We start from the raw sequence: 13,086 nt of genomic DNA on the forward strand, positions 1-13,086 counted from the left end.
GCGTCAGTCGAGGCTCGCGTCCGCTCGATCGATGAGCCCGCGCGCCGTCTCGAACAGCGCGTCTGCGTCGGCCTCGTCGCGCGCTTCGGCCGTGATCCGCACCAGCGGCTCGGTCCCGCTCGCGCGCACGAGGAACCAGCCCGCGTCCGTCTCGACACGGACGCCGTCGAGGGTCGACACGTCGTCGTACTCGGCGGCCGCGGCCTCGCCGACGCGCTCGACGGTCTCGGACTTCCGGCCCGTGCGCACGGAGTCGCGGCGGATCGGGTACTCGGGGAGGCCGTCGACGAGCGCCGCCAGCGATCCCTCCGCGCCGACGAGCGCGGTCAGGATACAGGCCGCGAGCGGGCCGTCGGGACACAGCGTCCGGTCCGGCCAGATCCACGCGCCGCTCGGCTCGCCGCCGAAGGCGACGCCGGGCTTCGCCGCCTCCGCGGCCACGTACGCGTCGCCGACGGGCGTGTACGTGACCGCGGCGTCGACTTCGCTCAGCGCGTCCGCGACGAGGAGGCTCGTGTCGACCGGGACCGCGACGCGGTCGCCCGCGCCGGCCTCGCGGCGGGCGAACAGCGCGAGTAGCGCGTCGCCGGCGACGAACCGCCCGCGCTCGTCGACCGCCATCAGGCGATCGGCGTCGCCGTCGTGGACCAGCCCGAGGTCGGCGTCGGTCGCGGCGACCACCTCGCAGGCGGTCTCGCAGTTCGCCGCGGTCGGCTCGCTCGGTCGCCCCGGGAACCGACCGTCGCGCTGCCCGTTGAGCGTCTCGACGTCGCAGCCCGCGGCGTGGAGCGCGTCGGCGGTGACGCGCCCGACGCCGTTGCCGAGGTCGACGACGACAGAGAGGTCGTCCGGCAGCGGAACGGTCTCGCGCAGCGCGCGCTCGTGGCGTCGTCGGGCGTCGCCGCCCGCGACCGCGTCGCGCGTCTCGACCGTGCCGATCCCGTCGTGGCTCGCGAGATCGAACGCCTCCGTCCCGATGATCTCGGCGATCCGATCGTTCCGGTCCTCGTCGAAGGCGCGCCCGGACGCCGTCCAGAGCTTGATACCGTTGTCGGGCGCGGGGTTGTGCGAGGCCGTGACGACGGCGCCGGCGTCCGCGCCCTCCCGGGCGACCGCCCGCGCAACCGTCGGGGTCGCCTCGACGCCGACGTCGATCACGTCGCTCCCGCACTCGGTGAGTCCCGCGGCGAGCGCCCGCGTGAGCATCGCGCCGCTGTCCCGGGCGTCGCGCCCGATCACGACCGTCTCCGCGCCGTCCGTCGCGAGCGCGCGCCCCACGTCGAGCGCGAGGGCCGCCGTGACCTCGTCGCCGACCGGGCCGCGAACGCCGCTGGTGCCGAACATACCGAAGCGATCGCCGGCCACCGCAAAGACGGTTCGGGACGGCGGCCAGAACGGAATCGCTCCAAGGCTTTTACCGATCGAACCCCGCAGCCTCGCGCATGGTCCCCGGCCCCTCCTCGGTTAGCAGACGGACGGTTTTGGCGACGCTCGGCGGCGGCGCCGCGGTACTCGCCGGCGGCACCGCGGTCGTCGGCGTGACGGAACCGACCGCGCTGCCGGACTCGATCACGGACGCGGCGACGACGCATTACCCGACCCCGCCGGAGGTCGACGCCCTCTGGCGGCCGCCGGTGACCGAGGCGCACGCCCGCGAGGCCGTCGAGACGCTCGCGGAAACGGTCGCGGAGAGCCGGCGCCGGTGGGCCGAGATGGACTCCGTCGGGGACGACGCCGCGCCGATCACGACGGATGCGGGCGGCTGGCTCGAGGACGCCCGCGAGGCGCTCGACGAGGCCGACCACGACACGGCCCTGTTCCGAGCGCGGTACGGCCTCCAGTTCGCGGGCGAGGCGCTGGGGTACGCCCGCGCCGAGCAGGACGCGGTCGACCGGGCGACGCTCCGCGACCGCGCCGCCGTACTGACGGACCGCGCGCGGGCGGTCGCGGACGACCTGAAGCCCTACCCGACGACGGATCCCGCGCGCGACCTCGGGTGGTACGTCCGCATCGAGGGCGAGGTGCAGTCGGCGAGCGCGCTGGCGGCCCGCGCGCTCCCGGACGATTCCGACTCAGGGCAAAACGCCGATTCCGGGGGCGAAAGCGACGCCTCCGCCGACGCGGTCGACCCGGAAGTCGCAGGTGAGGTGACGGCCGCGCTGCTCCGAGGCGAGGTCGACGCCATGACCGCGGAGCGGTACCGCGACACCCTCTTCGACCGCCTCGGGAGCGACACGGGCCCGCACGCGGAGGCGCTGCGCGCGGCCGCCGAGCGCTTCCGCGCCGACCTCCGCGAGTACCCGTCCCGGGACGATGTGCGGGACCGGTACGTCGGGGAGGTCGACGAGTACGGGCCGTGGGAGTTCGCGCACTCGCGGCTGGCGCGGTGGTGTCTCGGATCGACCGCGCCCGTTCCGTGGCGGACGCCGATCGACACGGACCTGCTCGCGTTGCGGACCGTCGCGCTCTCGATCGGGGTAGCGCGCCGTCGTGCCCACGGGACGGCAGTCGACCGGCTCGTCGTCGAGCCGGACGACACCGCGTTCGACTCGGGCCACACCCTCGCCGCGAAGCGCCGGGCGCAGGCGACCTACGAGTCGGTCGTCGGCTCCGCCCCTGAACCCCTGCTCGTCACGCAGATCGGCCGCGCGGTCGAAGACCTCCAGGTCGCGGAGGTCGGGTTCGGCGGCGGCCGCGACCGGCCGATGTGGCGCGAACGGTTGGAGGCGTACCTCTACGCGCTGGTCGGGCGCGCCAAGTTAGAGGCCTTCCCGCCGCTACGGGACGCGATTCTCGACCCCGACTGATCGGCCGCGGCGTTCCCGCCGTCGAGGGGGCGACGGGCCGCCGGCACGCCCGACCGCGTCAGTCGGTCACCGACCGCGCCAGCGCGCCGAGTCCAATTAGGTGCGCCACGGTGACGCCGAACACGGTCGCCGCGTCGGAGAGCCCCAACAGCGGCGTCAGGCCGTACGCGACGACGTACGGGAGGACCGCGATACAGACGACGCCGACGGCCAGAAGCAGCATCGTCCGGCTCTCGTTCCGGCGCCAGCCGTCGTAGGCGAGGTACGACACGTACGCCCCGAGGCAGGCGGTGGCGACCCCGCCCGCGGTCGCGACGACGGAGAGCGTCACCGGTAGACCACCCCGAGGATCAGCAGGAGCCCGCAGAGCTTGCTCGCGGTCACGACCACGGTCCGCTCGGTGGCGGTCACCCACGCGACGTTGCCGGACGCCAGCCGGAGGAACATCGGGAGGGGCGCCAACAGCAGTAGCCCGAGCGTCAGGAACAGCAGCGGCCGGCGGCGCGTTCGCAGGTATCCACGCGCGAAGCGGTAGGTGACGAACACCGCGAGCAGCACCGACAGGAAGAACGCGGCGATCGTGATCGCGGCGAGCCCACCGCCGCCGCCGACCACGTCGACCTGAATCGGGAGACTCTGTCGCCCGATTACCGAGACGCTCTGCTCCATGACCGCCGCAAGCGCCGTCGCCACGGGCCACGTTCCGATCATCCCGAAAGCTCCTCGTAGAGCCGCGTCAGTCGGTCGGCGGCCGTCTCCTCGACATAGTCGACGCTCACTTCGAACCCGCTCGCGGTCAGGTCGACGGAGACGCGGTTGAGCCGAGCGGCGTACACCTGCTGGGGACCGCGGTCCGGGTCGACCTCCTGTACCGTCTCGACGAGGTCCTGTTCGCGGAGGCGTTCGAGCCGGCGGTAGACGGTCGCCTCGGAGGCGTCGCAGGCCTCGCTGAGCGCGCTCGCCGACCGCGTCTCCTCGTAGGTCTCGATGAGGATCTGCCGGGCGTACTCGTCGTCGAGCAGCGAGTACACTTCCCGCGGATCGACCGACGCCTCCGTGCCCATTCGGTCGAACCTCGTAATCGGGAAACTTAGTCTTCCCGCCGAGGACTGAGTTCGGTCGCGCCGCAGTCCGGCGCGCAGCGTCGGTCCGCGTCACGAGAACCGTCGGATCGCTGACGAGACCGAGATTTCTTACGGCTGCTGGCCGACGCTTCACTCAGCCGATGGCCCTCTCGGACGCGCTCTCGGATCCCCCCGCGAACAGACGGGTCGCCGAAGCGGTGCTCTCAGCGCCGTTCCGGATTCGGACCTACGCCGCTGCGGCGTACCTGGCGCTGTCGTTTCCCCTCGGGATCGCGTACTTCGTCTGTACCGTGGTCGGGCTGTCGCTCGGTGTCAGCCTCTCCGTACTCCTCGTCGGCGTACCGATCCTCGCGGCGACGCTGGGCGGCGTGGTGCTGGTGTCGATCGGCGAACGCGTGCTCGCTCGTCGGCTCCTCGGCGCCGACATCGCCGACCCGTCGTGGAAGGTGACGGAGGCGTCGGGCATCGCCGACCGGGCCCTCGCCGCGGCGACCGACCTCGCCGTGTGGGGCGCCCTCCTGTTCGTCCTGTCGAAGCTGATCATCGGCGTCGCCGGCTTCACGCTCCTTACGGTCGTGCTCAGCGTCGGCGCGTCGCTGCTGGCGGCGCCGCTGTACTACGACGCGCCCGGCGCGTCGGTCGGGCTCATCCTCCCGGAGCCGATCCGTCGGGAGCTGTCGCTCGTCGTCCCGTGGGAGCAGTTCGAGGTCGGCGTCTCGTTCATCGTCCGACTCACGTCGTGGGAGGTGTCGACGTTGCCGGGCGCGCTCCTCATGTCTCTGTTCGGCGTGCTGGCGGCCCTCGTCGGGCTGAACGTCGTGAGCGCCGCCGGCTGGCTCTGCGCGCGGTGGGCAGAGTTCGCGCTCGGCGCTGGCACCTCGCCGGTGAGCGACGACTGACCCGGCGTTCGCCCGCTGCGAAAAACATCGTACTTATATTTTTGGTGGCGTTGCCCGCTGAGCAGCGTTCGATTCTTTATATGTGAGCTCGGTCGCAAGCGGTAGGTACAGCATGAGCGATCACCGCTGGTCCCCACGCTCACCGGTCGCGGCGCTCGCGCGCTTCGTCGGTGTGCCGTTCGACGCGCAGACGTATCGCAACCTAGCGTACCTCCTGTTAGCGTTCCCGCTGGGCATCGCCTACTTCACCGTCGTCACGACGGGCCTCTCGACGGGACTCGGGCTCCTCGTCACGTTCGCCGGCGTCCCGATCGTCCTCGCGACGCTGGTCGTGACGCTCGGTATCAGCTCGTTCGAGCGCCGGCTCGCCGACCACCTCCTCGACGTCGAGGTCGACGGCGACGACGGAGGGATCGAACTCGCCTTCGGGTCGGTCGAGGAGGCGATCGGCACGACGAAGCGGGTCCTCACCGCGCCGGCGGCGTGGACCGGGCTGCTGCTCGTCGGGCTCAAGTTCGTTTACGGCGTCGTCGCGTTCACCGCGCTCGTCACCGCGTTCGCGGTGTCTGCGACGCTGCTCGCCGCGCCGGCGCTCTACGACGCGCCCGGCGTCACCTACACGTTCGGCCCGTACGTGGTCGACACGCTGGGCGAGGCGGTCGCCGGGGGCGGCCTCGGCGTCCTTCTCGTCCTCGTGTCGCTCCACGTGACCAACGGCGTCGCCCGGTTCGGCGGCTTCCTCACCGACGCGCTGCTCGGCGGCGCGGCGCGGTCCGCGGAGGCGGCCGATGCGTGACCGTTCGGCAGCCGACGGGTCGTCGACGCGGCGGCGACTGCTCGGCGCGGTCGGTGTTGGACTGGGAACGACCCTCGCCGGCTGTAGCGGCGTCGTCGACGTCGACCGCCGGACGGAGACGGAGCGGCGCAGCGTCGACCCCTCGACGGTCTCGACGCTCGCCGTGACGGAGGCCACCGGCGATATCGACTTCCGCGCGGAGTCCCGCGACGACATCGCGGTCGTCGCCCGGAAGCGCGCCCTCGGCCGCGTCTCGTTCGACGAACTCGGCGCGACCGTGCGGACCGTCGGCGACCGCCTCGAAGTGACGACGGACGAGCCGCGGGTCGTCGGGTTCGGCGGCGGCCGCGTCGACCTCGAGATCCGCGCGCCGCCGAGCGTCGCGGTCGACGAGGTCCGCACCGCCGACGGCGACGTGCGGGCGGAGTCGGTCCCCGACGGCGCGACGCTGGCGACGACGGACGGCGACGTGTCGGTCACCGACGCCCGCGGCGACGTGCGCGCCGAGTCCCGCGACGGCGACGTTCTCGTCGACGGGACCGACGGAACGCTCTCGGCGACGACCGTGGACGGCGAGATACGCGCGCGGGATCCCGCCCGCGTCGACGCCCTGCGGACGCGGGACGGCGACGTCGTCGCGGACGTGCCCGCCGCGGCGTCTGACGCGGTCGTCGCGTCGACCGACGGCGACCTCCTGCTCCGGCTCGGCGACGATCTGAGCGCGACCCTGACCGCGAGCACCGACGACGGGGAGTTCGTCGTCACGGACGGCGGCGGCGCGGTCAGCGTCCGCGAGCGGACGGAGTCTCGGCTCCGAGCGGCCGTCAACGGCGGCGACGCCGCGGTGACAGCCCGGACCCGCGACGGCGACATCACGATCCGGGCGTGAGCCGTCGGCGTCGCCGTTGTCGACAGCGGCGACCTGCGCTCCCGCGCGAAACCGAAGCGCTGAATTGTCGCCTCCGAGGACACTCGATCATGCAAGGCAAACGCGTCCTCGTCACGGGCGGCGCCGGGTTCATCGGCTCGAACCTCGCGAACCGCCTCGCGGTCGATAACGACGTGATCGCCGTCGACGACCTCTACCTCGGCGCCGCCGAGAACCTCGACGACGCCGTCGAGTTCGTCGAGGCCTCCGTGGTCGACGACGACTACCCCGTCGACGTCGACGTCGTCTTCCACCTCGCCGCGCTCTCCTCGCGGAACATGCACGAGAACGACCCCCAGCGCGGCTGCCGCGTCAACGTCGAGGGGTTCGTCAACGCTGTCGAGCGTGCCCGCGAAGCGGGCTGTGAGACGGTCGTCTACGCCTCCACCTCCTCGATCTACGGGAGCCGCACCGAGCCCTCGCCCGTCGACATGGACGTGGAGGCGCACACCGCCTACGAGGCCTCGAAGCTCGCCCGCGAACGCTACGCCGAGTACTTCGCCAACCACCACGACATGAACGTGGCCGGCCTGCGCTTCTTCTCGGTGTACCAGGGCTTCGGCGGCAACGAGGAGCACAAGGGCGAGTACGCGAACACGGTCGCGCAGTTCGCGGACGCGATCGCCTCCGGCGAGGCGCCCGAGCTGTTCGGCGACGGGAGCCAGACCCGCGACTTCACGCACGTCTCGGACGTGGCCCGCGCCTGCGAGCTCGCCGCCGACCACGAGCTGACGGGCGTGTACAACGTCGGCACCCAGGAGGCGTACACGTTCAACGAGATGGTCGCGATGATCAACGACGCGCTCGGGACGGACGTCGACCCCGAGTACATCGAGTGCCCGTTCGACGGCTACGTCCACGACACGATGGCCGACTACTCGACGTTCCACGAGGCCACCGGCTGGGAGCCCGAGATCGGCTTCGAGGAGGGCGTCGAGAGGGTCTGCGAACCGTATCAGTAGCGCGACGACGGCCCGGTAGGGAGGGCCGCGGCCTCCGGCGACGACCGGCCGCTCGACGGCTCAGATGATCGAGGCGACCGCGTCGAAGAGCGACGCGTCGCCGTCGGCGACGTCGCGGCGGTAGTGCATATACACCGCGCCCAGCGGCGGTTGGACGACGTAGGCCAACGTGATCGGCAGCACGGCGGTCTCGGGGACCGCCGGCGCGGCGACGACGACCGCCACCGCGATCGAGAGGTTGCGCATGCTCGTGGCGTACACGAGCGCGACGCCGCTGGCGGCGTCCCGGACCGCGCGTCCGAGCCCCGACCCGACGCCGAGCAGGAGCGCGTAGAACGCCACGATGGGGACGATCGTGGCCCCCGATGCGACGGGGTCGGCGAGAATGCTCTCGGATCGCATCGCCATGGCGATGAACACGATCAGCATGACGCCGAAGGAGCTGAGCCCGCCGAGCGTCGGCTTCAGTCGCCTGAACCCGTCCGCGCCCAGCCGACCGAGCAGCACCCGCCGCGTGAGCGTGCCGGCGATCATCGGGAGGACGACCACGCGGGCGAGCTGCCCGTACAGCGCGGCGGCGTCGAAGCCGACGCTCGCTGGGATCAGCGCGGCGAGGTACGTCGGCAGGACCGCGACGGCGACCAGCAGGTTCACCGCCATCGCCACGAGCGCGGACTCCAAGTCGCCGTTGGCGAGCCCGGTCCAAGCGGCGGTCATTCCGGAGGTCGGGATGAGCGCGATGAAGTAGAGCCCGAACGCGTAGCCGACGCTCCCGTCGAAGAACAGCCGCGCGAGCCCGACCGCGAGTAGCGGGGCGACCCCGAAGTTGACGAGGAGACTGAGCGCGACGACCCGCGCGTGGCTGCGGACGTTCACCACCTCCCTGAGGTCGATGTTGATCATCATCGGGTAGATCATCAGGAACAGCACGGGGACCACCGCGGACTGGAGGAGTCGCTTGAACGACGCCCCGGTGAACTGCCCGACGATCAGCCCCGCCGCCAGCGACCCGACCACGACGTAGATCAGGTTCGACTTGATCCCTGTGAGGAACCGCCGTATCATCGTGTATATTATTGTGGTTACTACACAATAATATTTCGGGCAGAACGCGGGTGACCCGACAATTTCCGGCGCGGCCCGACGCGCACGGCGATGCGGGCCGACGCGTGCGGCGACGCGAGCGCGCGGGGGCTGCTCCTGTCGAGACGGGCGCGTCGCGGGTCGCGGCCGGGCTAGTGCCCCTCGACCGCGCTGCCAGCGGCGATCAGGAATCCGGTGATCGCGGTGATCAGCGCCACCGTCCCGATCGCGATAGCGCCGATCCGGAACGTGTCGCCGGAGAGGCGCTCGGCGATGAGAAACAGGAAGACGGTCGTGACGAAGCCGATGAGCACGAGCGTTCGCCCGAAACGGCCCGTGTCGATGCCGGGCTCGCTAGACACGATTTAATATCTCCTTGAGCACGCCCTGATACTCGTCCTCGGTGGCGGCGTTGCCGAGCGAGTGGATCGACTGGCAGATCCACAAGCCGGCGGTGAAGTTGATGAACGCCGCCATCGAGACGACGCCGAGCTGTCCGTCGACGAACAACCCCGTGACGACCGCGCCGACGAACCCCACCGCCATGAGCGCGTGGGTGACGAGCGATCGGGTGCCGAAGTCGGCGAGCTGTAGTGATAACCGAGTGCCAACGGCCATGCGATCCGTTGCGGCTGCCAGTGTAAAGAGGTAGCGCGTCACAGCGTCCTGCCGCGTCGGGTTCGGCGGCGTCCCGGTTCCGGCGACGCGTACCCCCGTTGGTTTAGGCGGCCGGCCCGTACGCGCTCACGGATGTCGAACGCGGATCGGAAACACGACGTGGTGGTGTGGGGCGCGACCGGCGTCGCCGGGCGCTTCGCGGCCGAGTACCTGACCGAGCGATACGACCCCGAAGCCCTCTCGCTCGCCGTCGGCGGGCGGAGTCGAGAGCGGCTCGACGCGCTCGTCGACGACCTCACGCGGCGGAGCGACGCGTGGGACGACGTGCCCGTCGTCGTCGGCGACGCGACCGACCCGGAGAGCCTGCGCCCCATCGCCCGCGACACCGAGGTCGTCTGTACGACGGTCGGCCCGTACACGGCGTACGGAACGCCGCTGGTCGAGGCCTGCGTCGAGGCCGGGACGGACTACTGCGACCTCACGGGCGAGGTGAACTGGGTGCGCGAGACGGTCGACCGGTTCCACGAGGCCGCCGTCGAGAACGAGGCGCGGATCGTCCACAGCTGCGGGTTCGACTCCGTGCCGGCGGACATCGGGACGCTGCTCGTCCAGTCGTTCGCGGCGGAGACCCACGGCGCGCCCTGCGAGTCAGTCCGGATCTACCTCGACGGCGGGAGCGGGAGCGTCAGCGGCGGTACGCTCGCGAGCTTCGGCGAGCTGTTCGAGGCGGCCGCGACCGACCCGCTCGCCCGCGAGGCGCTCCGGAACCCGTACTCGCTGGCCCCCCGCGGCGAGCGGACCGGCGTCGACCCCGGCGAGCAGCGCTGGCCGCGGCGCGATCCGCTCCGGGGCGAGTGGACCGCCCCGTCGCCGATGGCGCCGGTGAACGAGCGCGTGGTCCGGCGGAGCAACGCCCTGCTCGGCTACCCGTGGGGCCGCGAGTTCAAGTGCGGAGAGGTCGTGCCGACCGGGTCGGGACCGGTCGGCGCGGCGACCGCGACCGCCGCCGCCGGCGGACTCGGGCTGTTCTCCGCGGCCATGTCGGTCGGGCCGGTGCGCGACGCGCTGCGGCGCTACGTCTTCCCCGACCCCGGCGAGGGGCCGACGCGGGAGGAGGCGGAAGCGGGGAGCTTCCTGATCCGGGTGTTGGGCCGCGGGACGGGCGCTGACGGGCCGTTCACCGTCGAGGCCGAGTTCGGGGCCGACCGAGACCCCGGCTACGGCGCGACGGCGCGGATGCTCGGCGAGTCGGCCGTCTGTCTGGCGCGCGACGACGTCGACTCCCCGTTCGACGGTGGCGTGTTGACGCCGGCGTCGGGGATCGGGCTCCCGCTCGCGGAGCGACTCCGCGACGTGGGGTTCACCGCAGCGGTCGGCGAGTCGTAAAAGAAGCGTATCGGGCGGACCGCTCCCGCCCGTCGATTACATGTAGCCGAGGTCGCGCAGGCGCTCCATCAGGTCCTCCTTGTCCTGGGCGCGGCCGGCGCGCTCGGTCGTGCCTTCGAGGTTCTGGAGCCAGGCGGGCTCCTCGGTCGTCTTCTCGGTCGAGACCTCGCTGCCGAGCGAGCGGAACCCGGCGAAGTACTTCGGCGAGATCGGGATGTCCTCCTGCGTGACACCCTCCGGCAGGTCGTCGTCGGCTTGCGGGATGTACCCCTCGTCGGGGAACGCCTCGACGGTGTCGGGAACGACGAAGTTCCAGAAGGCGTCCCACACGTCGGCCTCGGCGAACTGGAGGATAGGCTGGATGCGGTCGTGCGGCGGGAACAGGTCGGGGTCGTGGCGCGGCGAGAAGAACGTCTCGTCGGCGCGGGCCTCCTGCTCGTCCCAGCGGACGCCGGAGATGACGCCGTCGATGTCGTACTCCTCGAGGGCGTCGTTGAGCGCGACCGTCTTCAGCAGGTGGTTGCCGACGTAGGTGTCGAGCAGGAACGGGAACGTGTCCTCCTCGAACTCGAGGATCTCCTGGATGTGGTGCTGGTTGTGCTCCGAGAGCGCGTCGACGGGGATGTCGTCGCCGGGTTCGAGGCCGTGTTCCTCGACGTACGCGCCCACGTCGTCGTTGCGGGCGTACACGAGGTCGATCCCCCACTCGTCCGCCCAGTGCTCGACGAAGTCGGTGATCGAGTCGAAGTGCTGGAAGTGGTCGATGAACACGGCCGTCGGCTTCTCGTAGCCGTACTCCTCGGCCACCTGATTGATGAAGTACAGCGTCAGCGTGGAGTCTTTCCCGCCCGTCCACATCACGGCGGGATTGTCGTACTGTTCGAGCCCGCGGCGCGTGACCTCGACCGCCTTCTCGATTTTGTGCTGGATCGACGGGTAGTCGTCGGGGGTCTCCCCCTCGCCGTCGGCGTAATCGACGTCGACGCTCGCCGGGAAGTCGTCGCTCATACGCCCGAGATGTCGCCGCGAAAGGAAATAGGCCTTCTGAATCGCGGCCGGGGGCCGCCGGTCCGTTGCCGGGCCGTCGTCGCCGCGCCCTCGCGGAACACAAGGGATATGCCGGCCGCCCCGGAATCGTCGGTCATGGGTCTGTTCGACCGGCTCCGCGGCGAGGACGACGACCGCGTCGTCTTCCTCGGCATCGACGGCGTACCGCTCGACCTCGTCGAGGACCACCCGGAAGTCTTCGAGAACCTGACCGACATCGCCGAGACCGGCTCCGGCGGGCGGTTGGAGAGCATCGTGCCGCCGGAGTCGAGCGCCTGCTGGCCGAGCCTCACGACCGGCGTGAACCCCGGCGAAACGGGCGTGTACGGCTTCCAAGACCGCGAGGTCGACTCCTACGAGACGTACGTCCCGCTCGGGCGCCACGTACAGGCGACCCGGCTGTGGGACCGCGTCACCGACGCCGGGCGCGACGCGACCGTCCTCAACGTCCCGGTCACCTTCCCGCCCTCGACGCGGATCCAGCGGATGGCCTCCGGCTTCCTCTCGCCCGACCTCGAGTCGGCTACGAGCGACGAGTCGCTCCGCGAGACGCTCGACGGCTTCGACTACAAGATCGACGTCAACGCCAAGCTCGGCCACGACGACGACAAGACGGAGTTCATCGAAGACGCGCACGCGACCCTCGACGCCCGGTACGAGGCGTTCGACCACTACCTCGCCGAGGACGACTGGGACCTCTTTTTCGGCGTGTTCATGAGCACCGACCGCGTGAACCACTTCCTCTTCGGCGACTACGCGACGGACGGCGAGTACGCCGAGGAGTTCCTCGAGTTCTACCGCACGCTCGACGAGTACATCGGCGCGATCCGCGACTCGCTCGACGACGACACCACCCTGGTCGTCGCCTCCGACCACGGCTTCACCCGGCTGGAGTGGGAGGTGAACTGTAACCAGTTCCTCGCCGACGAGGGGTGGCTCTCATACGAGGACGACGACCACGATTCGCTGACCGATATCGACGACGAGGCGCGCGCGTACTCGCTCATTCCCGGGCGCTTCTACCTCAACGTGGAGGGCCGCGAGCCGAACGGCGTCGTGCCCGAGGACGAGTACGAGGCGACGCGCGAGGAGCTCATCGACGACCTCGAATCGCTCACCGGCCCCGACGGCCGACAGGTGTGTAAGCGGATCGTGAAAGGCGAGGACGCCTTCGACGGCGCCCACGACGACATCGCCCCCGACCTGGTCGTCATCCCCGCGGACGGGTTCGACCTCAAGTCGGGCTTCTCCGGCAAGGAGGCGGTGTTCACCGAGGGACCGCGCAACGGGATGCACAAGTTCGAGAACTCGCTGCTGTACGCGACCGATCCAGACCTCGACCTGGCCGACGCGAACCTCTTCGACGTGACGCCGACGGTGCTCGACCTGCTCGACGTCGACGCCGACGCCGAGTTCGACGGCGAGAGCCTGCTGTCGTAGCGACCTCGCCGACGCCGCCGTCCCGCGGCGGGCGT

At 71.0% G+C, this 13,086-nt stretch carries 16 protein-coding genes; 7 read left to right on the plus strand and 9 right to left on the minus strand.

The window, feature by feature from the left end:
* Positions 1-3: 3 nt before the first annotated feature.
* A complete protein-coding gene (gene glmM / locus EXE51_RS00760) occupies positions 4-1,344 on the minus strand; it encodes a phosphoglucosamine mutase (RefSeq protein WP_137691875.1) in 1,341 nt (446 codons plus the stop codon).
* 98 nt (positions 1,345-1,442) lie between these two features.
* Between glmM and EXE51_RS00765 the strand changes: the two genes are divergently transcribed.
* On the plus strand, positions 1,443-2,807 hold the full coding sequence (locus EXE51_RS00765; RefSeq protein ID WP_094582773.1) for a hypothetical protein: 1,365 nt from the start codon (positions 1,443-1,445) through the stop codon (positions 2,805-2,807).
* A gap of 58 nt (positions 2,808-2,865) precedes the next feature.
* Here EXE51_RS00765 and EXE51_RS00770 read toward each other — a convergent pair whose 3' ends face one another.
* Genes EXE51_RS00770 through EXE51_RS00780 form a run of 3 tightly spaced genes read right to left on the minus strand, consistent with a single transcriptional unit; the run spans position 2,866 to position 3,871 of the window.
* On the minus strand, positions 2,866-3,138 hold the full coding sequence (locus EXE51_RS00770; RefSeq protein ID WP_137691876.1) for a hypothetical protein: 273 nt from the start codon (positions 3,136-3,138) through the stop codon (positions 2,866-2,868).
* Positions 3,135-3,518, minus strand: a complete 384-nt coding sequence (locus EXE51_RS00775) for a hypothetical protein (protein ID WP_241990572.1) — start codon at positions 3,516-3,518, stop codon at positions 3,135-3,137. The genes EXE51_RS00770 and EXE51_RS00775 overlap by 4 nt, the downstream gene beginning before the upstream one ends.
* Positions 3,515-3,871, minus strand: coding sequence for a winged helix-turn-helix domain-containing protein (locus EXE51_RS00780; RefSeq protein WP_049929700.1), 357 nt, complete (start codon positions 3,869-3,871; stop codon positions 3,515-3,517). Before EXE51_RS00780 ends, EXE51_RS00775 begins: the two co-directional genes overlap by 4 nt.
* A 161-nt stretch (positions 3,872-4,032) precedes the next feature.
* On the opposite strand from EXE51_RS00780, the gene EXE51_RS00785 reads away from it, so the two are divergent.
* The 4 genes from EXE51_RS00785 (at position 4,033) to EXE51_RS00800 (ending at position 7,477) form a co-directional block, all read left to right on the plus strand.
* Positions 4,033-4,791 (plus strand): sensor domain-containing protein, encoded by a 759-nt coding sequence (locus EXE51_RS00785; RefSeq protein WP_094582774.1) that lies wholly within the window; start codon positions 4,033-4,035, stop codon positions 4,789-4,791.
* Positions 4,792-4,903: 112 nt separating this feature from the next.
* Positions 4,904-5,587, plus strand: coding sequence for a sensor domain-containing protein (locus EXE51_RS00790; RefSeq protein WP_233125175.1), 684 nt, complete (start codon positions 4,904-4,906; stop codon positions 5,585-5,587).
* Positions 5,580-6,476, plus strand: a complete 897-nt coding sequence (locus EXE51_RS00795; protein WP_137691877.1) for a DUF4097 family beta strand repeat-containing protein — start codon at positions 5,580-5,582, stop codon at positions 6,474-6,476. Before EXE51_RS00790 ends, EXE51_RS00795 begins: the two co-directional genes overlap by 8 nt.
* An 89-nt stretch (positions 6,477-6,565) precedes the next feature.
* On the plus strand, positions 6,566-7,477 hold the full coding sequence (locus EXE51_RS00800; protein WP_086220510.1) for an NAD-dependent epimerase/dehydratase family protein: 912 nt from the start codon (positions 6,566-6,568) through the stop codon (positions 7,475-7,477).
* Between the two features lie 60 nt (positions 7,478-7,537).
* On the opposite strand, the gene EXE51_RS00805 is transcribed toward EXE51_RS00800, so the two are convergent.
* The 3 genes from EXE51_RS00805 to EXE51_RS00815 all read right to left on the minus strand — a co-directional run bounded on the left by EXE51_RS00805 (position 7,538) and on the right by EXE51_RS00815 (position 9,178).
* The gene (locus EXE51_RS00805; RefSeq protein ID WP_137691878.1) at positions 7,538-8,542 is read right to left on the minus strand and encodes an arsenic resistance protein; all 1,005 of its coding nucleotides are present in this window, start codon (positions 8,540-8,542) and stop codon (positions 7,538-7,540) included.
* Between the two features lie 170 nt (positions 8,543-8,712).
* Positions 8,713-8,922: a hypothetical protein gene (locus EXE51_RS00810; protein ID WP_049911035.1), complete on the minus strand. Its 210-nt coding sequence runs from the start codon at positions 8,920-8,922 to the stop codon at positions 8,713-8,715.
* Entirely contained in the window at positions 8,915-9,178 is a 264-nt protein-coding gene (locus EXE51_RS00815; protein WP_049929695.1) for a hypothetical protein, read from the minus strand. The genes EXE51_RS00810 and EXE51_RS00815 overlap by 8 nt, the downstream gene beginning before the upstream one ends.
* Positions 9,179-9,310: 132 nt before the next feature.
* Here EXE51_RS00815 and EXE51_RS00820 point away from each other — a divergent pair, with 132 nt between their 5' ends.
* Positions 9,311-10,564, plus strand: a complete 1,254-nt coding sequence (locus EXE51_RS00820) for a trans-acting enoyl reductase family protein (protein WP_137691879.1) — start codon at positions 9,311-9,313, stop codon at positions 10,562-10,564.
* 36 nt (positions 10,565-10,600) lie between these two features.
* On the opposite strand, the gene EXE51_RS00825 is transcribed toward EXE51_RS00820, so the two are convergent.
* Both EXE51_RS00825 and EXE51_RS17450 read right to left on the minus strand, forming a co-directional pair.
* Positions 10,601-11,572: a phosphoadenosine phosphosulfate reductase family protein gene (locus EXE51_RS00825; RefSeq protein WP_137691880.1), complete on the minus strand. Its 972-nt coding sequence runs from the start codon at positions 11,570-11,572 to the stop codon at positions 10,601-10,603.
* The gene (locus EXE51_RS17450; RefSeq protein WP_158413870.1) at positions 11,569-11,709 is read right to left on the minus strand and encodes a hypothetical protein; all 141 of its coding nucleotides are present in this window, start codon (positions 11,707-11,709) and stop codon (positions 11,569-11,571) included. Before EXE51_RS17450 ends, EXE51_RS00825 begins: the two co-directional genes overlap by 4 nt.
* Between EXE51_RS17450 and EXE51_RS00830 the strand changes: the two genes are divergently transcribed.
* Positions 11,708-13,051 (plus strand): alkaline phosphatase family protein, encoded by a 1,344-nt coding sequence (locus EXE51_RS00830; RefSeq protein ID WP_049929693.1) that lies wholly within the window; start codon positions 11,708-11,710, stop codon positions 13,049-13,051. The genes EXE51_RS17450 and EXE51_RS00830 overlap by 2 nt on opposite strands.
* The last annotated feature ends 35 nt before the right edge of the window (positions 13,052-13,086 follow it).

Origin of the sequence: Halorubrum sp. CGM5_25_10-8B, assembly GCF_005435095.1 — an archaeon.
GTDB classification, from domain to species: Archaea; Halobacteriota; Halobacteria; order Halobacteriales; family Haloferacaceae; genus Halorubrum; species Halorubrum ezzemoulense.